The sequence below is a fragment of the Roseomonas sp. F4 genome, assembly GCF_053891155.1.
In genome coordinates this window covers 506,242-524,035 of the sequence record NZ_JBSSHK010000003.1, presented here as the reverse complement: position 1 = coordinate 524,035, position 17,794 = coordinate 506,242, and the positions used below count along the sequence as shown (strand labels likewise).

Here is a 17,794-nt window from a genome sequence, read left to right as displayed (position 1 = left end):
AGAGACGAAATTGGAGACCGAAGTCCTTATTGCCCTGGTCGCGCTGATCGGGATGGAGATCGTGCTCGGCATCGACAACCTGGTGTTCATCGCCATCCTGTCGAACCGCCTGCCGGAATCGCAACGGCAATCCGCCCGGCGCATCGGGCTCGGCCTGGCCGTCATCATGCGGCTGGGCATGCTGGCCGGTGTGGGCTGGCTGATGTCGCTGACCACGCCCTGGGTCGATCTCGGCATCGTCACCTTCTCCGGCAAGGATCTGATCCTGCTGGCGGGTGGGTTGTTCCTGATCGGCAAGGCGACGATCGAGATTCATCACCGCGTCGACCCGGATTCCCAGGCGGAAAGCCATGCCAAGGACCGTGTGCCGGCCAGCTACTGGTCCGTGGTGGCGCAGATCCTGGCGCTGGACCTGGTGTTCAGCGTCGATTCCATCCTGGCGGCGGTGGGGCTGACCCAGGTGATGTGGGTGATCGTGGTGGCGATCCTGGTGTCCGTCACCGTCATGCTGTTCTCGATGGATGCGCTGTCGCGCTTCATGGAGAAGAACCCGACGGTCGTGATGCTGGCCCTGGCCTTCCTGGTGATGATCGGGATGGTGCTGGTGGCGGAGGCCTTCCACGTTCACGTGCCGAAGGGCTTCGTCTATGTCGCCATGGCCTTCTCGGTGGGCGTCGAGCTGCTGAACCTGTTCGCCCGTCGGGCGTCCCAGCGGAAGCGGGGCGTGGCGACCGAGTAGGACCTCAGCCCTCCGCCGGCTTGGCCGGAACCTGGGACATCAAGCGGTTGCGCCAGGCCGGCGGCAGGGCGCCGATGATCCGCGCCAGGGCATAGAGCCGGCGCGGATAGACCACCCGCACCTTCCCCGCCGCGATGCCGGCCAGGGTCCGCGCCGCCGCCTGCTCCGGCGTCATCAGCCAGGGCATCGGAAAGGGGTTTCGGGCCGTCATCGGCGTCCGGATATAGCCGGGGCAGATGGCGTGCAGGCGGATGCCGAGGGACCGCTGGCTGCCATCCGTCGCCTCTGCCCAGCGCTGCACCGCGGATTTGCTGGCGCAATAGGCCGGCGCGCCCGGCGCGGCGACGAAGGCGGCGATCGAGGCCACCACCGCCACCCGCCCGCGCAGCCCATCCGGCCCCGCTTCCTGCCCGGCCATCTTTTCCAATGCGGGCAAGGCGGTGTTCAGTACGCCGGTGATATTGGTGGCGAAGATGCGTGCGGCCTGGGCCGGCGGCTCCGTCGCATCGCCGGTGCCACCCGAAATGCCGGCATTGGCGATCACCAGGTCGAGCCGCCCGGCCCCGCCGATCCAACCCGCCATCGCCGCCGCATCGGTCACGTCCAGCACCACCGGCCGCACCGCGGCGCCCTTTGCCGTGCAGGCAGCCGCCACATCCTCCAGCCGCCCGGCATCGCGGCCGGACAGATGCAGGGTCACGCCCGGCGCGGCGCAGGCCTCCGCCAGCGCCCGGCCCAGGCCGGAGGAAGCGCCGGTGATGAGCACGCCCTGCCAGGAATCGTGTCGCATACCTTGCCCTCCGTCACGGCCCGGAGGACAAGGCGCGCATGAGCACCCTCGCCTCGATGACCGGTTTCGCCCGCGACAGCGGTTCGCTGCCGGATGGCTCCTCCTTCGTCTGGGAGTTGCGCAGCGTCAACGGCCGCGGCCTGGATGTGCGGCTGCGCCTGCCGCCGGGGCTGGATGTGCTGGAAGCGCCGTTGCGGGAGGCGGTGGGCAAGCGCCTGAAGCGCGGCAATCTTTCCGCCAATCTGACCCTGAAGCGCGAGGATCGGGCGCCGCGGCTGACCCCCGACCCGGTGGCCCTGGATGCCGCCATCGCTTTGGTGCTCGAGGTTTCCGCCCGCCTGCCCGGCGCCCCGGTGCCGAGCGCGGAGGCCGTGCTGTCGCTGCCGGGCGTGCTGCGGGCGGAAGTGTCCGAAATCGATGAGGCCGATGAGGCAGCCAAGCGCGCCGCTTTGGCCGCCTCCTTCACCGTGGCGCTGGACGGCCTTGTCGCCTCCCGCGCCCGCGAAGGGGCGCAGTTGCAAAAAATCCTGGAAACGCTGTTGGGCGAGATCGCGGCACTGCGGGAGGCCGCCGCCGTGGAGGCCGCCGGCCAGCCCGCCGCCCAGCGCGCCCGGCTGCTGGAAAACCTGGCCAATCTGCTCGGCGAGGGCGATGTCCGCGCCCGGGTGCCGGAGGAGCGGCTGGCACAGGAAGTGGCCATGCTCGCTCAGCGTTCCGATGTGCGGGAGGAGCTGGACCGGCTTTCGGCGCATATCACGGAGGCCCGCACCCTGCTGGCCTCCGGCGATGCGATCGGCCGCAAGCTGGAATTCCTGACCCAGGAATTCGTCCGGGAGGCCAATACCCTGTGCAGCAAGTCGGCCAGCGTGGCGCTGACGCGGGTGGGGCTGGAGCTGAAGGCGGCGATCGAGCGGTTGCGGGAGCAGGCGGCGAACGTGGAATGACCGACCTTTCCCACCCCCCCCGCCGCGGCGTCTGCCTGGTGCTCGCCTCCGCCCCCGGCGTCGGCAAGACCAGCGTCTCCCGCGCCTTGCTAGAGATGGAGCCGGAGCTGGCACTGTCGGTCAGCGCCACCACCCGCGCGCCCCGGCCCGGGGAGCTGGAGGGGGTGCACTACTTCTTCCGCACGCCCGAGCAATTCGACGCCATGGTCGAGGCCGGCGAATTTCTGGAATACGCCAAATTCATCGGCCGGTCCTACGGCACGCCGCGCGCGGCGGTGGAGGCGAGCCTCGCCGCCGGGCGGGATGTGCTGTTCGACATCGAATGGCAGGGCCATCGCCAGCTGCGGGAAAGGCTTCCCGGCGATGTGGTGGGCATCTGCCTGCTACCGCCCAGCATGGCGGAGCTGGAACGCCGCCTGCGCGGCCGCGCCCAGGACAGTGAGGCCGAGATCTCCCGTCGCCTGATCGCCGCCAAGGACGAGATCGCCCATTGGGCGGATTTCGACCACGTGCTGGTGAACCGGGATTTCGACCGCACGGTGGCGGAAGTGCGCGCCATCCTGCACGCTGCCCGCAACACCCGCGCAAGGCAGCCCTGGCTGCCGGAGTTCATCGCCGGGCTGATGGGGGAATAGCGCGGCAGATGGGTGGGGTGGTGGAGGTCGTACTGCCGGTCTTCGCCCTGATCGCCCTGGGCTATGCGGCGGTGAAGCGGAAGATGGTGGGGGACGAGGCGCTGAAGGGCATGACCCTTTTCGTCTTCGGCCTGGCCGCCCCCGCCTTGCTGTTCGCCGGCGGCACGCGGCCGCATGAGGGGTCGGGCGGCGCCGCGCTGGCGATCCTGACGGCCTCCATCCTGATGTATGGGCTGGTGGTGGTCGGCGCCCGGCGGATTTTTGGCGTGACGCTGGCGGAGGCGGCGCTGTTTGCCCTGGCCTGCGTCTTCGGCAACTCCGTGATGATGGGCGTGCCGATCATCGTCGCCGCCTATGGCGCCCCCGGCGTGCCGCCGATGCTCGGCATCCTGGCCCTGCAGACCATGATCCTGCTGGGGCTGGCCACCATCGTCACGGAGGTCGGGCTGCATGCCAATGCGCCCTGGCGACGGGTGCTGACCTCCTCCCTCACCGGCATTTTGAAGAATCCCGTGGTGCTGGCCGTCATCGCCGCCTTCATCTGGGTGACCTTCAGCCTTCCAGTGCCGAGTGTGGTGCGGCGGACGCTGGAATTGCTGGGTGGCGCGGCGCCGCCGCTGGCGCTGTTCTGCCTCGGCGGTGGGCTCGCCGGGATTTCGGCGGCGGCGGCGTGGAAGGAAACCACTGCGATCGTCGGCCTCAAGCTGCTGGCGCTGCCGCTGCTGACCTGGGGGCTGGCGCTTTTTTTCCGTATCTCCGCCATCGATACGGCCGTTGCCGTGACCATGGCCGCGCTGCCGACCGGGGCCAATGCCTTCATCCTGGCCCGGCGCTACGCCACGGGCACGGACCGCTCCGGCGCGGCCGTGGTGGTCTCCACGGCGATATCCATCCTGACCCTGTCGGCCCTGATCGGGCATTTCCGAGGCGTGCTGTCATGACATTGGTGATCGAGCCCGGCTGGGTCTGGGATGCGGATAACGGCCTGCGCACGGGCCATTCGGTCATCGTGCGGGACGGCATGGTGGCCGATGTGGTCGCCGGATCGCCGACGCTGGAGGCCGAGCGCATCGTCGCGCCCGATTCCCTGCTGATGCCGGGCCTCATCAACCTGCACAACCACGCCTTGTCCGCGCCGCTGTTCCGCGGCCTGGCGGATGACCTCGCGCCGGGCGATCTGCCCGGCCACATCGTCTATTCGCTGCTGATGCCGCTGGGCGATGTCGCTGCGCAGGTGATGACGGAGGAGGATATCGGCGACGCCGCCGAGATGGCGCTGCTGGAGGGCCTGCGCAGCGGCACGACCGCGCTGCTCGACGTATACCGCGTGGCGCAATGGCCCTTCATCGAAAGGGCGAAGCGCCTGGGTCTGCGAAGCTGGTCCTGCCCCTATCTGTTCTCCGCCCCCGTCGGCATGACGCCCGATGGCAAGCCGACCTACAGCCCCACCAGCGACACCGGCTTCGAGGCCATCACAAGGCTGTACGACCGCTACGATGAAGGCCCGCGCGGCGTCACGCGCGTCGGCTTCGGCCCACATGGCCCGGATAGCTGCACGCCGGAGCTGCTGCGCGCCATCGATGCGGCGGCGCGCGAGCGAAACACCATCGTCTCCATCCACGCCGCCCAGAACCTGATCGAAATCGAGAAGGTGCAGGCCGCGCATGGCAAGGGCTCCATCGCGCATCTCCGCGACATGGGCCTGCTGCGCCCCGGCGTGGTGCTGGCGCATGGCATGTTCGCGACAGATGCCGAGATGGCGATGATCGCGGACTCGGGTGCCGCGCTGGCCTCCTGCCCGCTCGCCTTCGCCCGCTCCGGCCGCTTCGTACCGCTGGCGCGGATGGAGGCTTCAGGGCTGCGGCTCGGCATCGGCACGGATGGCGTGACGCTCGACATGCTGCACGAACTCCGCACCGCTTCCGTCTTCGCCAAGGCGCAGTCGGGCACACCCTACGGCCTGGCCGCGCCGCGCATCCTGCGGGCGGCGACGCGGGATGCGGCGCTGGCTTTGGGGCGGGAGGATCTGGGCCTGGTGGCGAAGGGGGCGCGGGCGGATCTGGTGATGTTCGACCTGGGGTCGTCGCGCTACCAGCCGGTCTGGGACCCGCTGAAATCCCTAATCACCAATGGCAGCGCGGCGGACCTGTCGTTGGCGATGGTGGAGGGGCGCGTGCTGCTGCGGGACAGCAAGGTCCTCACCGCCGATGCTGCCGCCGTCACCCGCCGTGGCCGCGCGGCCATCGAGCGGGTGTGGCGCGAAGCCGCCCGGCGCGGTGCGATTCCGGCATCGATCGCCGCGCGGGCCGCGATCGCGTTGCAGTGAATCGGGCCGTTTCCCTAGGGTAAGAAATCCCTGGGAGACGCCCTCGCATGATCCTTCTGAAGCCCGGCCGCCGCGCCCTTCTGCTCGGCGCCCTCGCCACCCCCTCCCTCGCCTTCGGACAGACGCGCCGCCCGCTGCGGGTGGTGATCCCCTTCCCGCCCGGCGGTGGCGTGGACAGCCTGGGCCGACTGCTGGCGGAGCGCCTGACGCCGCTGCTGGAAGGTCAGCAGGTGGTGGTGGAAAACCGCAGCGGCGGCGGCGGGCTGATCGGCGCCGATGCGGTGGCCAAGGGGCCGGCGGATGGCACCATCATCGGCGTCATCGGCGCTGCCACGCTCTGCGCCGCGCCCTTCATCCAGCCGACCATGCCCTTCGACGTGACCAAGGATTTCCGGGCCATCTCCCAGGTCTCGGACAGCGCCGTGGTGCTGGCGGTGGGCACGGATGTCGCGGCGCGGCATGGCTGGACGGATATGGCCGCCCTGCTCGCCTGGGCGAAGGCCAATCCGGGCGGCGTGCGGGTGGCCAATGCCGGCGTCGGCACCGTGACCCATCTCGTGCTCTCCGCCATCAACACAGCCGCGGGGGTGGAGCTGACGAGCGTGCCCTATCGCGGCGGGGCGCAGCAGGCGATGGATGTGATCGCCGGCACGGTGGAGGCCACCGCCGACCTGCCGGCGGCCCTGCTGCCGCATATCGCCTCCGGCCGCATGAAGGCGATGGGCGTCAGCTCCGGCAGCCGGCTCGCCTTCCTGGCCGATGTGCCGGCGCTGGCAGAGACGCCCGGGTTGCAGAGCATCGATGTCCGGTCCTGGAACACCATCCTGGCCCCGGCCGCGACGCCCGAGGCGGAGGTGCAGCGCCTGTTCGCCGCGATCCGCCGCGTCGGCCAGGACCCCAGCTTCGCCGCTGCGCTGCGCCCCTTCGGCTACGACGCGGTGGTCAGCGAAAGCCCGGCGGCGATGACGGCGCAGATCGCGCGCGAAACACCGATCTGGCGCCGGCTGGTGGAGATTTCAGGGGCGGCGCGGCAGTAGCCGCGCAACCATTCGGCGCGGGAGCACGATCTGCGGCCGGCGTCTTTCGCCGGCCGAGCGGCCGAATGGCCGCCGCGCCCGGTGGTGCGCAGCCTAGCCCCCGGAGGGGGCGCCGGCGCCTGAGGCTGCAAAGGTCATTCAATCCACGCGGGCGCCGACCGCCTCGACCACCACGCGCCACTTGGCGCTTTCCTCTGCCATGTAGGTCGCAAAATCCGCGCGGCCCATGGCGCGCGGGATGGCGCCGCTGGCCGAGAGCCGGCCGGCCAGGGCCGGGTCGCGCACGATGGTCTGCAACTCGCTGTCGAGCTTCGCCAGGATCGGCTCCGGCACCCCGGTCGGGGTGCACAGGCCGAACCAGCCGGTGGAGGTGATGTCCACGCCCTGCTCCTGCATCGTCGGCACATCGGGAAAGGCGTCGACGCGGGCGGTGCCGCTGACCGCGATGGCGCGCATCCGCCCTGCCTGCGCCATCTGAGTCACGGCCGAGATCGACTGGAACAGCAGGTCAATGCGGCCTTCCATCAGGTCCGAATTCATCTGGCCGCTATTGGTGTAGGGCAGGTGCTGCAATTGCAGCCCGGTGATGATCTGGAACTGCGATCCGGCCAGGTGCTGCGACGACCCGGCGCCGACCGAGCCGAAATTGATCGGCCGGCCCTGGGCCTTTGCCCAGGCGATGAAGTCCTGCAGGTTGCGCGCCGACAGGGCCGGCGGAATCACCACGATATTCGGCACCAGCGCGATCATGCCGACGGCCGCGAAATCCTTCTCCGGGTCGAAGGGCATGCTACGATACAGCCACTTGTTCGCGGCATTGGCGGCGATGGTCGCCAGCCCGACCGTGTAGCCATCCGGCGCCGCGCGGGCCACCGCCGTCATGCCGATATTGGTGCCAGCGCCGGGGCGGTTGTCCACCACCACCGGCTGGCCGAGCACGCCCTGCAACCGATCCGCGATCAGCCGGGAAATCACATCGCCCGCGCCCCCGGCCGGGCCGGGATTGATCCAGCGGATCGGCCGGTTCGGCCAATCCCCGACCGAGGCGGCGGGTTGCGCCCGTGCCGCCCAGGGCAGGCCGGCAGCAGCGATCCCCAGCAGCGCGGCACGTCGCGGCAGGTGCGGAAAGGCCATCGTGATGTCTCCCATATTTGTACGGACAGCAGACGTCCGACTTTACCTTCTTGCAAGGGGATAGCCGCTGAAAAGTGGCGCATCGGGTCTGGCGTGCGCCCGGCGATGTGGCAAGCTGCCGCCGATTTCGGCGCAAGGATGCGAATGATGGGTGACGTTCTCGGCTGGCGGTGCAAGTTCGGCGTGATGGGACCTTCCACGAACACCGTGGTGCAGCCCGATTTCGACATGATGCGGCCCGCCGGCGTGACCAACCACTACGCCCGCATCTTCACCCCGAATGCCGATGCGGTTTCCAACGAGACCTTTCGCGCCGGCGCCGAGCTGATCGGCCGCAATACGCTGGACGCGGTGAAGTCGGTGATGACCTGCCTGCCGGATGCGCTGGTCATGGGCATGTCCGCCGTCACCTTCTTCGACGGTGCCAAGGGCGCCGACCGCTTCGTGAAGGAGGTGGAGGAGGTCTCCGGCCTGAAGATCAGCGTCGGCAGCCACTCCTGCACCGCGGCGCTGAACGCCTATGGCGGCGTCAAGCGCCTGGCCATCATGTCTCCCTATTGGCCGGCGATGAATATCGAGGTCGCGCGCTATTTCACCGACATGGGCTTCTCCGTGGTGCGCGACACCGCCTTCCGCTGCACCTCCTGGACCGATATCGCCGCCCAGACCCCGGCGCGCTGCGTCCAGGGTATCAAGGAGATCGATGGCGACGACGTGGATGCCATCGTCCAGGTCGGCACCAACCTGTCGATGGTGAAGCTGGCCGCCATGGCGGAGATGTGGCTCGGCAAGCCCGTCATCGCCATCAACACCGCCACCTATTGGCACGCGCTGCGCTCGCGCGGCATCACCGACAAGGTCGCGGGTTGCGGCAGCCTGCTCGAGCGATTCTGACAAGAGCGGGCGCGGCCTGAACGGGGGATCGTTCGGCCGCCCGCTAGACCCGCCCGGTCGCTGTCCAGCGAGCCACCGCTGGCTTGCCGTTCTCCAGCGCCTGCCGGGCGGCACGATCCCAATCATAGGCGACCGCGCGCAGGTCGGCCGACCAGCGGCCGCCTGGCCCTCGGGTCGCCACGGCGTAGCGAGCATGCGGCGCCCCGGTTTCGATCGCGTGCGGCACCGGATTGTCATCGGTATAGGCCGGCATGCCGATGCTGCCGGGATTCACCACCGTCACCGCCCCGATCTGGACGATGCGGGGCATATGCGTATGGCCGCACAGGACAAGGCGCGCCGGCCCGATGCCCGCCAGCCGCGGCCGGATGACATCCTCCGGGGCGAGGACCGCCCGGCCGCTGTCGACGTCGTCGAGAAGGTAGTCGAGGTCACCCCCGGCGGGGCTGCCGTGGCAGGCGAAGACGTCATCATCCGCCAGCCGAAGTGTCTTCGGCAGGCGCCGTACCCATTCCATATGCGCCGCCGACAGACGAGGGCGCGCAAAGGCCACGGAGCCGCTGGCGTCGTTGCCTTCCAGCAGGTCGCGCTCATGGTTGCCGGCCAGGGTCGGGCACCCCAAGGCAATCTGCGCATCGGCGCTGCCGGCCGGGTCGAAAGGGCCCGTGAACAGGTCGCCCAGGTTGACGACCAGGTCGGGCGCCTGCGCCCGCACATCCGCCAGCACGGCTTCGAGAGCCAGCAGGTTGCCGTGGGTATCCGCGATGATGGCGACGCGCATCAGCCCCGGCCCTTTCGGGGCAAGGGTTTGTCAGAACCCCAGGCGTCCTGTGCCATGTCCATCCTCCGTTGCAGCACGCGACCTCGGCCCGACGATCTGCGCTCTGTGCCATCACAGCGCGTCCGGCCCCTCGCAACCACTTGTCATCCCCAGTGTTACTTCGCCATGCCGATCTACTCGGCACCATCTCAGCAGCCAAACGCTATGGAGCATCCATGATGAGCGACGAGCAGGCGAAGAACACGATCCGGGACGCAGCCGCCAAGGGTGGCGAGACGGCCAGGAAAGTGGCAGATCGCGCCGAGGACACGGCGCGCGATGTCAGCGATTCCGTGCAGACCGAACTCGCCTCCCTGCGGGAGCAGGTGAAGAAGCTGATGGATGAGCGCGTGACGCCCGCTCTGGCGAATGCCGCCGATACCGCCAGCAGCTATTCGCGCCAGGCGCGGGACACCGTGGTGAGCGGTGCCGAGCGGACCACCGCGATGGTCAAGGAACACCCCGCCTATGCCATCGGCATCGTGGCGGCCGTCGGCGTGCTGATCGGCTGCATCATCGCGCAGCGCCCGACCCCGCGGCCCTGGTATTCGCCCGACCGGTACCGGTAAGCGATACAGGCCCTGGGGCGCGATGGGGCCAGGTGACCAGGGTCGCCCGACCTTTTCGCGTCAGCCCGCCGTCGCGCCGCTGGCACGGACGATGGGCGCCCAGCGGGTGATTTCCGACTGGATGAAAGTGGCGAAGGCGGCTGGGTCTGCGTCCAGGATCTGCATGCCCTGGCCCGCCAGCCGCTCGCGGATCGCGGGCACCAGCAGGGCGTCCCGCGTCGCCTGATGCAGCCGTGCGATTATGGGTGCCGGGGTATGGGCCGGGGCCACCAGGCCGAACCAGGCGGAGACATCGAAGCCCGGCAGGCCTAGCTCGGCCAGCGGCTTCACCTCCGGCCAATCGGCCATCGGCGTGGCGCTGCTGAGGCCAATCGCCCGCAGGCTTCCGGCCCGCACCTGGCTGAGCGCCACGGGGACGGAGGCGAAGGTCATGCTGGTGGTACCCGCCAGCACGGCATTAACCGATTCCGGGGCGGAGCGGAACGGCACATGTGTCAGCCTCACCCCCGTCATCTGTTCCAGCACCGCGCCGCCGAGATGCTGGGACGTGCCGGACCCGCCGGATGAATAGGTCAGCTCCCCCGGCTTCGCCCTGGCAGCGGCGATCAGCTCCGCCACCGTGGTGATGGGCGAGGAGGGGTGGACCACCAGCACGTTCGGGCTGCTCGCCACCAGGGTGATGGGCGCGAAGTCCGCCACCGGGTCGAAGGGCATGCGGGCGTAGAGGGCCGGGTTGATGCCGTGGGTGCTGACGGTCGCCATCAGCAGCGTATGGCCATCCGGATCGGCGCGGCGCACCGCCTCGCCGGCGATATTGCCGCCGGCGCCGGGGCGGTTTTCCGTCACCACATTCTGGCCGAGGCGCCGGCCCAGCTCATCCGCCAAAGCGCGGGTGAGGATATCGGCGGCCGAGCCGGCGCCGATGGTGACGAGGATGCGGATCGGCCGCGTCGGATAGCCCTGGGCGAGGGCCGGGCTGGCCAGCGCCAAGGCGGGGGCCGTGCACAGCAGGGCGCGCCGGGTCAGACGGGTCATGGCACCACTCCGATGCCCTGGATCTCCACCAGAATGCCGGGCCGGGCGAAGGCGCTGACGGTCAGCAGGGCACTGCAAGGGAAGTGGCCGCCCGGGAAATGCTCCGCCCGCAGCTTCACCAGCAGGTCGCCATGGCGCGGGTCCAGGATATAGACGGTGGTCCAGACCAGATTGGCCAGGCCGCCGCCGGCGCGGGCCAGGGTGCGGTCCATCAGCGCGTAGCAGGTGCGGACCTGCGCCTCGAAATCCCAGGAAATGTCGCGCCCCTCCAGGTCCTGGGTGGCGGTCTGGCCGGAGAGCCAGACGGTGCGGCCGCCCTGGGTGATGACGGCCGGCGAGAAGGCGCGGGATTTCTGGAAGTCCGTCCCTTCCAGATGGGTGACGCTGAAGCTCATTCCGGTCCCTTTCACGGCGACGCGAGCGCGGGATGCAAACGATTGCATGCGCCCAAACCCATTTCAACCCGCGCGCGACCCGCCCATCTTGAGCCTATGAACGATGACCAGATCAAAGACCTTCTGCTGGCCACCCGGCGGATCGCCGTGGTCGGCGCCTCCGACCGTCCGGACCGGGCGAGTCATGGCGTCTTCGGCTTCCTGCTGGACCGGGGCTATGACGCCGTCCCGGTGAACCCGGTGCTGGCCGGCAAGACCATTCTGGGGCGGCCGGTGCTGGCGGGGCTGGAACAGGCGGCGCCGCTCGACATGGTCGATGTGTTCCGCCGCAGCGCGGAAGCCGGCGCGGTGGTGGATGAGGCGGTGCGGCTGGGGGCGAAGTCCGTCTGGCTGCAATTGGGCGTGGTGGATGAGGCTGCGGCGGCCCGGGCGCGGGCGGCGGGGCTGGTGGTTGTGATGGACCGATGCCCGGCCATCGAGTGGCGCCGGCTGGGCCTGCCACCGCGGATCGCTCACTGAACGTCACACGACCAACGCTTGAAAATCACCCTTCGCCGGGCCAATTCCGCCCGCGGATGAAATGTCGGTAACGATCCTTGGGTTGGTCCGGGGTCCGGCATGTCATCGGCCATCGCAGAGGAAACAGGGGACCATGACGGACGAGGAACGCCGGATCATCACCGGCTATGTGGAGCGGGTGAGCGGCGCCGCCGGCGCGGCACCAGCGCGCCCGGCCTCGCCCTGGGGGGCGTTGGGTGGCGGCCAGCAGGCACCGGCGCAGCCGCTGCCGCCGGTGGACCCGGAAGCCGACCGGCTGATCGGCGAGCTGTTCACCCGCTACCCCGAGGCCCGCTACCGCATCACCCAGACCGCCTTCGTGCAGGAGCATGCGGTGGTCGAGATGCAGAACCGCATCCAGCAGTTGGAATGGGAGCTGGAGCAGGCCCAGATGCAGGCGCAGCAGGCCCAGCAGCAGCCGCGTGGCGGGCTGTTCGGCGGCATGTTCGGCGGCGGCCAGCAGCAGCGCCCGATGATGCGCACCCGCCCGCAGCCGCAGCCGCAATATCCGCCCGGCTATAATCCGCAGGCGTTGCAGCAGGGCCAGAGCGGCGGCTTCATGCGCACCGCGATGATGACGGCGGTCGGCGTGGCCGGCGGCATGATGCTCGGCAATGCGCTGATGTCCGCCTTCTCCGGCGGCGGCGCGGCGGAAGCGGCGACGACGGCGGGCGATGCCGCCGGGGCCTTTGGGCAGGAACAGGTGCCCACCTCCTCCCCCTGGACCGATCCGGGCCAGGCCGATGCGCAGCCCTATGACCAGGGCGGCTACCAGGACGATGCCAGCGCCTATGACGATGGCGGTGGCTACGACGAGGATATCTGACACCGCCCGGCCCCCGCCGGGGCCGCGTTTCGGTTGATGGAAGGGCGCCACGAGGGATCGTGGCGCCCTTTTGCTATTCAACCGCTAGTTGCGAACCCGACGATAATTCTCCATCATGTGTTAACCATGCGAATACCGGATCTGGACTTGGATTTGCTGCGCTGCTTCGTGATGGTGTCGGAACAGGGTGGCTTCACGGCCGCCGGAACCGCGCTCGGCCTCACCCAATCGGCCATCAGCCTGAAAGTGAAGCGGCTGGAGGATCTGGTCCGCCGCCCGGTCTTCCGCCGCACCAGCCGCCGCGTCGAACTGACCGCGGAAGGGGAAACCCTGCTGGCCTATGCCCGCCGCATGCTGGCCCTGAATGATGAGGCGGTGCGCCGCCTCGTCGCCCCGCCGGTCGCTGGCCGGCTGCGGCTGGGGGTCGCCGATCATTTCGTGCCGCGTAGCCTCGCCCATATCCTGGCCCGCTTCGCCCGCACCTATCCCGAGGCGCGGCTGGAGGTGGAGGTCGGCCGCAGCCACGAACTCCGCGCCAAGCAGGAGGCCGGGAGCCTCGACCTGGTGCTCGGCAAGCGCCGGGATGGGGAGGTGGCGGGCGTGGCGATCTGGACGGAGACGGTGGTCTGGGCCGCCGCGCCGGGCTGGGCGGCGCCGGAGGGCCGGCCGCTGCCGCTGGCGCTGCTGCCCGAAGGCTGCATGTTCCGCGACCGCGCCCTGCGCGCTTTGGCCCGGGCGGGGCTGGCCTTCGAACCGGTTTTCACCTGCGACAGCCTGCTGGGCCTCGCCGCCGCCGCCCAGGCCGGCTTCGCCCTGACCGTGCTCGGCCGCAGCGGCTTCCCTGTCGGGCTGCGGGAGGTGACGGGGCTGCCGGAGCTCGGGCAGGTGGAGATGGCGGTCTTCGGCGATGCCGAGGGCCGCAGCCAGGTGGTGCAGCCCCTGATCGGCTTCATCCGCGAGTCGCTCGGCGCCGCGACCGCCGGATGATGGGCCGGACCGCATCGCCCTGCCGTGTGCTGGTGGTGTTCGGCACCCGGCCGGAGGCGATCAAGATGATGCCGGTTCTGGCCGCCCTGCGCCGCCAGCCCGGCCTCACGCCCACCGCCTGCGCCACCGGCCAGCATGCCCGGCTGGTGGCGGAGGTGCTGGCGGAATTCGACGAACGGGCGGAGATCGACCTCGGCGCCCAGCCCGCCGGCCAGGCGCTGCCGCTGCTCACCGCCTATCTGCTGACCGCCATGGCCGGCGCGTTGGCGGCGGCCCGGCCGGATCTGGTGCTGGTGCAGGGCGACACGCTCAGCGCCTTCGCCGCGGCGCTGGCAGCGCATCAATCCGGCATTCCGGTCGGCCATGTGGAGGCCGGGCTGCGCTCCGGCGACCTGGGCAATCCCTGGCCGGAGGAATTCCACCGCGTCGCCATCGATGCCCTGGCGGCGCTGCGCTTCGCCCCCACAGCGGCGGCGGCGGCGCATCTGCGGGCCGAATATGGCGATGGCCGCGTGCTGGTCACCGGCAATACCGGCATCGACGCGCTGTTCCGCCACCGCCGCCGCGGCGTGGTGCCGATCGCCATCGCCCCTGGCCGCCGCCTGCTGCTGGTCACCGCGCATCGGCGGGAGAATTGGGGCGCGCCCCTGGCCCGGATCACGGAGGCGGTGGCGATGCTGGCGGCGCGGGGCGATGTCGAGATCGCCTGGCCGCTGCATCCCAACCCGGCGGTGCGCAACACGGTCACGTCGCGGCTGGCGGGCCTGCCCGGCGTGCATCTGCTGGACCCCCTGCCCTATTGCGACAGCATCGCCCTGATGCACGCCGCGACCCTGGTGCTGACCGACAGTGGCGGGTTGCAGGAGGAAGCGCCGGCGCTGGGCCGCCCCGTGCTGGTGCTGCGCGACGTGACCGAGCGGCCTGAGGTGGTAGAGGCCGGCGCGGCGCTGGTGACCGGCACGGAGACCGCCGCGATCCTGTCGGCCGCCCGGAACCTGCTCGACGACCCCGCGCGCCTCGCGGCGATGAGCCGCCCGGTCTTCCCCTATGGCGACGGCCGCGCCGCCGACCGGATCGCGGAGGCCGTGGCGGCGTGGTGGGAGGCCCGGTGCGACGCCTCTGCATAATGGGCCTCGGCTATATCGGCCTGCCGACGGCGGCGATGCTGGCCAGCCGGGGCCATGCGGTGCTGGGCTGCGACACCGATCCGCGCGTGGTGGCGGCGGTCGCCTCTGGCCAGGCGCATTTCCGCGAGCCCGACCTCGACATGCTGCTGGCCGCCGCTCTGGCCACGGGGCGGCTGGTGGCGCGGGACAGGCCGGGACCGGCGGAGGTGTTCCTGATCGCCGTGCCAACGCCGCTCGGGGCGGACCACCGCGCGGACCTCTCCGCCGTCCATGCCGCAACCGATGCCATCGCGCCGCTGCTGAAGCCGGGCGATCTGGTGATCCTGGAATCGACCTGCCCCGTCGGCACCACCGAGGCCCTGGCGGCCCGCATCGCCGCCGCCCGGCCGGATCTGCGGCTGCCCGCGCGCGGCGCCCCCGCCCCGCCGGGCTGCGTGCATCTGGCGCATTGCCCCGAACGGGTGCTGCCCGGCGCCATGCTGCGGGAGCTGGTGGCGAATGACCGCATCATCGGCGGCCTGACCCCGGATTGCGCAGCGCAGGCACAATCCCTCTATGCCGGCTTCGTCACCGGCACCTGCCATGTCACCGACAGCCGCACGGCGGAGCTGACGAAGCTGGCGGAGAACGCCTATCGCGACATCAACATCGCCTTCGCCAACGAGCTGGCGGCGATCTGCCGGGGGGTGGAGGTGGACCCCTGGGCCGCCATCGCCCTGGCCAACCGCCACCCGCGCGTGGCGATCCTGCAGCCCGGCCCTGGCGTGGGCGGGCATTGCATCGCCGTCGATCCCTGGTTCCTGGCGGAGGCCGCGCCCGGCGGCGCGCCGCTGATCCGCGCCGCAAGGGCGGTGAACGACGCCCGGCCCGGGGAGGTGGCGGCGGCAATCCGTGCGCTGGCGGCCGGGCTGCGCGATCCGGTCGTGGCCTGCCTCGGCCTGACCTACAAGCCGGATGTCGAGGATCTGCGCGCCAGCCCGGCCTTGGCGGTGGCCGAGACGCTTTCCCGCGAAGGGACCCTGCGGCTGGTCTGCTGCGATCCGTTGCTGGACGCCCTGCCGGCGCCGCTGGCCGGCCGGTCGGGTGTGGCACTGCTGGGGCTGGAAGCGGCGCTGGCGCAGGCGGATGTGCTCGCCATCCTGGTGCCGCACCGTGCCTTCCGCGCCCTGAATCAAGCGGCCATGGGGGGCCGGCCGGTGCTGGATGCGGTCGGGTTGCTCCGCCGCTGACTACCGGCCGGGCTGGCCCGCCTCCTCCAACCGCACCTCAGGGGACAGGCGGCTCGGCAGCAATTCGCCGCGGCGTTCCAGCAGGGGGTGGGCGACCATGGCGAAATGCGCGCCAATCCGGCGCAGGTCGCGCACCGCATCCAGCAGCAGCCCGGCCGCCGCCCCGCCTTCAGCGGCGGAGCGATCCGCCGCCTCGGCCATTCGGGTCAGCGCGAGACGCTCCGCCTCCCGCAGCCCTTCCTTCTCCCGCACCAGGCGCCGGGCGGCTTCCGCATCCTCCCGCATGAAGACGGCGACGGCGAGGCGAAGCTGGGCCTGAAGGCGCAGATGCAGGCCGGTGATCTCGGCGGCGATATCGGCCGGCAGCACCAGGCCGCGGCGCAGGCGCTTGGTCGCCAGCCCGCCCAGATCGCGGTCCAGCACATCCCCCGCATGTTCTAGGGAGACGGCGAAGGCGCGGATCTCGTCGAGGCGGCGGGCTTCCTCCTCGCCCAGGTTTTCCTGCGGGATGCGGGCCAGGTAGGTCTGCACTTGGCGGTGCAGCCGGTCCACCACATCGTCCAGCCGCTTGGCGGCCTTAGGCCCCTCCCGCCGCCCTTCCTGGAAGGCAGTGGCGGAGGCGGCGAGCATGGCCTCCACCGCATCGGCCATGCGCAGCACCTCCCGCGCCGCATTGGCCAGGGCGACGGGGGCGGAATCCAGCGCGCCGGAATCGAGATAGCGCGCCGCGCCGGCATCCTCGGTCTGCGGCCGGTCGGGCAGGAAGCGTTCCAGCAGCCGCGACAGCGGGCCGAGCAGCGGCCAGGCGAGCAGGGCGGTGCCGATATTGAAGACCAGATGCGCCTGCGCCGCCGCCAGGGCGGTGACAGGCCCGAGCAGCGCGGCCGCCTGCGGCAGCAGCGCAAGGACCAGCGCGGCGCCGACCAGCCGGTTCGCCAGATTGCCCAGCGCCACGCGCAGCCTAGCGCGATCCGGCCCGACATCCCCGGTCGCAGCCAGAAGCGGGTTCATGGCGCTGCCGAGATTGGCCCCCAGCACCATGGCCAGGCAGGCCTCCGCCCCCACGGCGCCGGAGGCGGCGAGGGCGGCGATGAACAGCATGGCGGCCACCGAGGAATGCGCCGCCCAGGCCAGCACCGCCGCCACCAGCAGATTGGGCAGCGGCATGTCGGCAACCGCCCCCAGCACCTGATGCAGCGCGGGGGAGGACTCGACCGGCGCCATGGCCAGCCCGAGCAGATGCAGCGAGGTCAGCATCAGGCCGAGCCCGATCGCCACCCGGCCGATATCGCGCACGCGCCCGGCCCCACCCCGCCGAAAGGCCACAACACCGCCGAGCACCAGCCCCGGCGCCAGCGCCCCGTTCGGGAAGGACAGGGCCAGCACGATCAGCGCGGTGCCGAGATTGGCGCCCAGCATGCCGGCCAAGGCGGGCGCCAGCGCCACCCCAGCTCCGGCGGCGAAGCTGCCCAGCATCAGCGCGGTGGCGGTGGACGATTGCAGCGCGGCGGTGATGACCAGCCCGGCCAGCACCGCCCGGCCGCGTCCACCGAGCCCGATGCCCAGCACATGGCGCAGCCGCATCCCAAAAGCGCGCTGCACGCCGGACTGCACCATATGCAGCCCCCAAAGCAGCAGGGCCGCATGGCCCGCCAGTTCCACCAGCAGCAGCGCCTGGGACAATCCCGCTCACCTCATCTGAGTCGTGTCATAAAACTGCAATATTGCAGCCTAGACCCCTCCCCCACG

At 70.7% G+C, this 17,794-nt stretch carries 19 protein-coding genes; 13 read left to right on the top strand and 6 right to left on the bottom strand.

All coding sequences use genetic code 11. The annotated features are described in order from the left end of the window. The first annotated feature begins 10 nt into the window (after positions 1-10). Positions 11-739: a TerC family protein gene (locus ACVFYP_RS14740; RefSeq protein WP_499200944.1), complete on the top strand. Its 729-nt coding sequence runs from the start codon at positions 11-13 to the stop codon at positions 737-739. Positions 740-743: 4 nt separating this feature from the next. Here the strand turns inward: ACVFYP_RS14740 and ACVFYP_RS14735 are convergent, their stop codons facing one another. Then, a complete protein-coding gene (locus tag ACVFYP_RS14735) occupies positions 744-1,529 on the bottom strand; it encodes an SDR family NAD(P)-dependent oxidoreductase (RefSeq protein WP_499200943.1) in 786 nt (261 codons plus the stop codon). A gap of 38 nt (positions 1,530-1,567) precedes the next feature. Between ACVFYP_RS14735 and ACVFYP_RS14730 the strand changes: the two genes are divergently transcribed. From ACVFYP_RS14730 to ACVFYP_RS14710, 5 genes are read left to right on the top strand one after another with little or no spacing between them, the layout of a single operon-like run. Next, positions 1,568-2,473 carry a YicC/YloC family endoribonuclease gene (locus tag ACVFYP_RS14730; protein ID WP_499200942.1) on the top strand — a complete coding sequence of 302 codons (906 nt, stop codon included), beginning with the start codon at positions 1,568-1,570 and terminating at the stop codon, positions 2,471-2,473. Then, the gene (gene gmk / locus ACVFYP_RS14725; RefSeq protein ID WP_499200941.1) at positions 2,470-3,108 is read left to right on the top strand and encodes a guanylate kinase; all 639 of its coding nucleotides are present in this window, start codon (positions 2,470-2,472) and stop codon (positions 3,106-3,108) included. The genes ACVFYP_RS14730 and gmk overlap by 4 nt, the downstream gene beginning before the upstream one ends. 8 nt (positions 3,109-3,116) lie before the next feature. After that, positions 3,117-4,049, top strand: a complete 933-nt coding sequence (locus ACVFYP_RS14720; RefSeq protein ID WP_499200940.1) for an AEC family transporter — start codon at positions 3,117-3,119, stop codon at positions 4,047-4,049. Further along, positions 4,046-5,434 carry an amidohydrolase family protein gene (locus ACVFYP_RS14715; protein ID WP_499200939.1) on the top strand — a complete coding sequence of 463 codons (1,389 nt, stop codon included), beginning with the start codon at positions 4,046-4,048 and terminating at the stop codon, positions 5,432-5,434. The genes ACVFYP_RS14720 and ACVFYP_RS14715 overlap by 4 nt, the downstream gene beginning before the upstream one ends. Before the next feature lie 47 nt (positions 5,435-5,481). Next, positions 5,482-6,471, top strand: coding sequence for a Bug family tripartite tricarboxylate transporter substrate binding protein (locus ACVFYP_RS14710; protein WP_499200938.1), 990 nt, complete (start codon positions 5,482-5,484; stop codon positions 6,469-6,471). Between the two features lie 138 nt (positions 6,472-6,609). Here ACVFYP_RS14710 and ACVFYP_RS14705 read toward each other — a convergent pair whose 3' ends face one another. Next, positions 6,610-7,605: a Bug family tripartite tricarboxylate transporter substrate binding protein gene (locus ACVFYP_RS14705; RefSeq protein ID WP_499200937.1), complete on the bottom strand. Its 996-nt coding sequence runs from the start codon at positions 7,603-7,605 to the stop codon at positions 6,610-6,612. Positions 7,606-7,752: 147 nt separating this feature from the next. On the opposite strand from ACVFYP_RS14705, the gene ACVFYP_RS14700 reads away from it, so the two are divergent. Further along, complete coding sequence (locus tag ACVFYP_RS14700) at positions 7,753-8,499, top strand: maleate cis-trans isomerase family protein (RefSeq protein WP_499200936.1); 747 nt, start codon at positions 7,753-7,755, stop codon at positions 8,497-8,499. 43 nt (positions 8,500-8,542) lie between these two features. Here the strand turns inward: ACVFYP_RS14700 and ACVFYP_RS14695 are convergent, their stop codons facing one another. Beyond that, the gene (locus ACVFYP_RS14695) at positions 8,543-9,280 is read right to left on the bottom strand and encodes a metallophosphoesterase family protein (protein ID WP_499200935.1); all 738 of its coding nucleotides are present in this window, start codon (positions 9,278-9,280) and stop codon (positions 8,543-8,545) included. A 218-nt stretch (positions 9,281-9,498) separates the two neighbouring features. On the opposite strand from ACVFYP_RS14695, the gene ACVFYP_RS14690 reads away from it, so the two are divergent. Further along, the gene (locus ACVFYP_RS14690; protein WP_499200934.1) at positions 9,499-9,888 is read left to right on the top strand and encodes an ElaB/YgaM/YqjD family protein; all 390 of its coding nucleotides are present in this window, start codon (positions 9,499-9,501) and stop codon (positions 9,886-9,888) included. Between the two features lie 60 nt (positions 9,889-9,948). Here ACVFYP_RS14690 and ACVFYP_RS14685 read toward each other — a convergent pair whose 3' ends face one another. Further along, positions 9,949-10,923, bottom strand: a complete 975-nt coding sequence (locus tag ACVFYP_RS14685) for a Bug family tripartite tricarboxylate transporter substrate binding protein (protein ID WP_499200933.1) — start codon at positions 10,921-10,923, stop codon at positions 9,949-9,951. Then, the gene (locus tag ACVFYP_RS14680; RefSeq protein WP_499200932.1) at positions 10,920-11,318 is read right to left on the bottom strand and encodes a RidA family protein; all 399 of its coding nucleotides are present in this window, start codon (positions 11,316-11,318) and stop codon (positions 10,920-10,922) included. The genes ACVFYP_RS14685 and ACVFYP_RS14680 overlap by 4 nt, the downstream gene beginning before the upstream one ends. 96 nt (positions 11,319-11,414) lie before the next feature. Between ACVFYP_RS14680 and ACVFYP_RS14675 the strand changes: the two genes are divergently transcribed. From ACVFYP_RS14675 to wecC, 5 genes are all read left to right on the top strand, one after another. After that, complete coding sequence (locus tag ACVFYP_RS14675) at positions 11,415-11,837, top strand: CoA-binding protein (RefSeq protein WP_499200931.1); 423 nt, start codon at positions 11,415-11,417, stop codon at positions 11,835-11,837. Positions 11,838-11,970: 133 nt separating this feature from the next. Beyond that, positions 11,971-12,702, top strand: a complete 732-nt coding sequence (locus tag ACVFYP_RS14670) for a DUF2076 domain-containing protein (protein WP_499200930.1) — start codon at positions 11,971-11,973, stop codon at positions 12,700-12,702. Positions 12,703-12,849: 147 nt separating this feature from the next. Continuing rightward, complete coding sequence (locus ACVFYP_RS14665) at positions 12,850-13,689, top strand: LysR family transcriptional regulator (RefSeq protein WP_499200929.1); 840 nt, start codon at positions 12,850-12,852, stop codon at positions 13,687-13,689. Beyond that, entirely contained in the window at positions 13,686-14,816 is a 1,131-nt protein-coding gene (gene wecB / locus ACVFYP_RS14660) for a non-hydrolyzing UDP-N-acetylglucosamine 2-epimerase (RefSeq protein WP_499200928.1), read from the top strand. Before ACVFYP_RS14665 ends, wecB begins: the two co-directional genes overlap by 4 nt. After that, entirely contained in the window at positions 14,798-16,045 is a 1,248-nt protein-coding gene (wecC, locus tag ACVFYP_RS14655) for a UDP-N-acetyl-D-mannosamine dehydrogenase (protein ID WP_499200927.1), read from the top strand. The genes wecB and wecC overlap by 19 nt, the downstream gene beginning before the upstream one ends. On the opposite strand, the gene ACVFYP_RS14650 is transcribed toward wecC, so the two are convergent. Beyond that, positions 16,046-17,728, bottom strand: a complete 1,683-nt coding sequence (locus ACVFYP_RS14650; RefSeq protein ID WP_499200926.1) for a Na/Pi cotransporter family protein — start codon at positions 17,726-17,728, stop codon at positions 16,046-16,048. Positions 17,729-17,794: the final 66 nt, after the last annotated feature.

Coding starts and splice junctions, on each gene's coding strand:
- ACVFYP_RS14735 (WP_499200943.1), bottom strand. CDS start 1,529: ATGCGACACGATTCCTGGCAGGGCGTGCTCATCACCGGCGCTTCCTCC.
- ACVFYP_RS14730 (WP_499200942.1), top strand. CDS start 1,568: ATGAGCACCCTCGCCTCGATGACCGGTTTCGCCCGCGACAGCGGTTCG.
- gmk (WP_499200941.1), top strand. CDS start 2,470: ATGACCGACCTTTCCCACCCCCCCCGCCGCGGCGTCTGCCTGGTGCTC.
- ACVFYP_RS14720 (WP_499200940.1), top strand. CDS start 3,117: ATGGGTGGGGTGGTGGAGGTCGTACTGCCGGTCTTCGCCCTGATCGCC.
- ACVFYP_RS14715 (WP_499200939.1), top strand. CDS start 4,046: ATGACATTGGTGATCGAGCCCGGCTGGGTCTGGGATGCGGATAACGGC.
- ACVFYP_RS14710 (WP_499200938.1), top strand. CDS start 5,482: ATGATCCTTCTGAAGCCCGGCCGCCGCGCCCTTCTGCTCGGCGCCCTC.
- ACVFYP_RS14705 (WP_499200937.1), bottom strand. CDS start 7,605: ATGGCCTTTCCGCACCTGCCGCGACGTGCCGCGCTGCTGGGGATCGCT.
- ACVFYP_RS14700 (WP_499200936.1), top strand. CDS start 7,753: ATGGGTGACGTTCTCGGCTGGCGGTGCAAGTTCGGCGTGATGGGACCT.
- ACVFYP_RS14695 (WP_499200935.1), bottom strand. CDS start 9,280: ATGCGCGTCGCCATCATCGCGGATACCCACGGCAACCTGCTGGCTCTC.
- ACVFYP_RS14690 (WP_499200934.1), top strand. CDS start 9,499: ATGAGCGACGAGCAGGCGAAGAACACGATCCGGGACGCAGCCGCCAAG.
- ACVFYP_RS14685 (WP_499200933.1), bottom strand. CDS start 10,923: ATGACCCGTCTGACCCGGCGCGCCCTGCTGTGCACGGCCCCCGCCTTG.
- ACVFYP_RS14680 (WP_499200932.1), bottom strand. CDS start 11,318: ATGAGCTTCAGCGTCACCCATCTGGAAGGGACGGACTTCCAGAAATCC.
- ACVFYP_RS14675 (WP_499200931.1), top strand. CDS start 11,415: ATGAACGATGACCAGATCAAAGACCTTCTGCTGGCCACCCGGCGGATC.
- ACVFYP_RS14670 (WP_499200930.1), top strand. CDS start 11,971: ATGACGGACGAGGAACGCCGGATCATCACCGGCTATGTGGAGCGGGTG.
- wecB (WP_499200928.1), top strand. CDS start 13,686: ATGATGGGCCGGACCGCATCGCCCTGCCGTGTGCTGGTGGTGTTCGGC.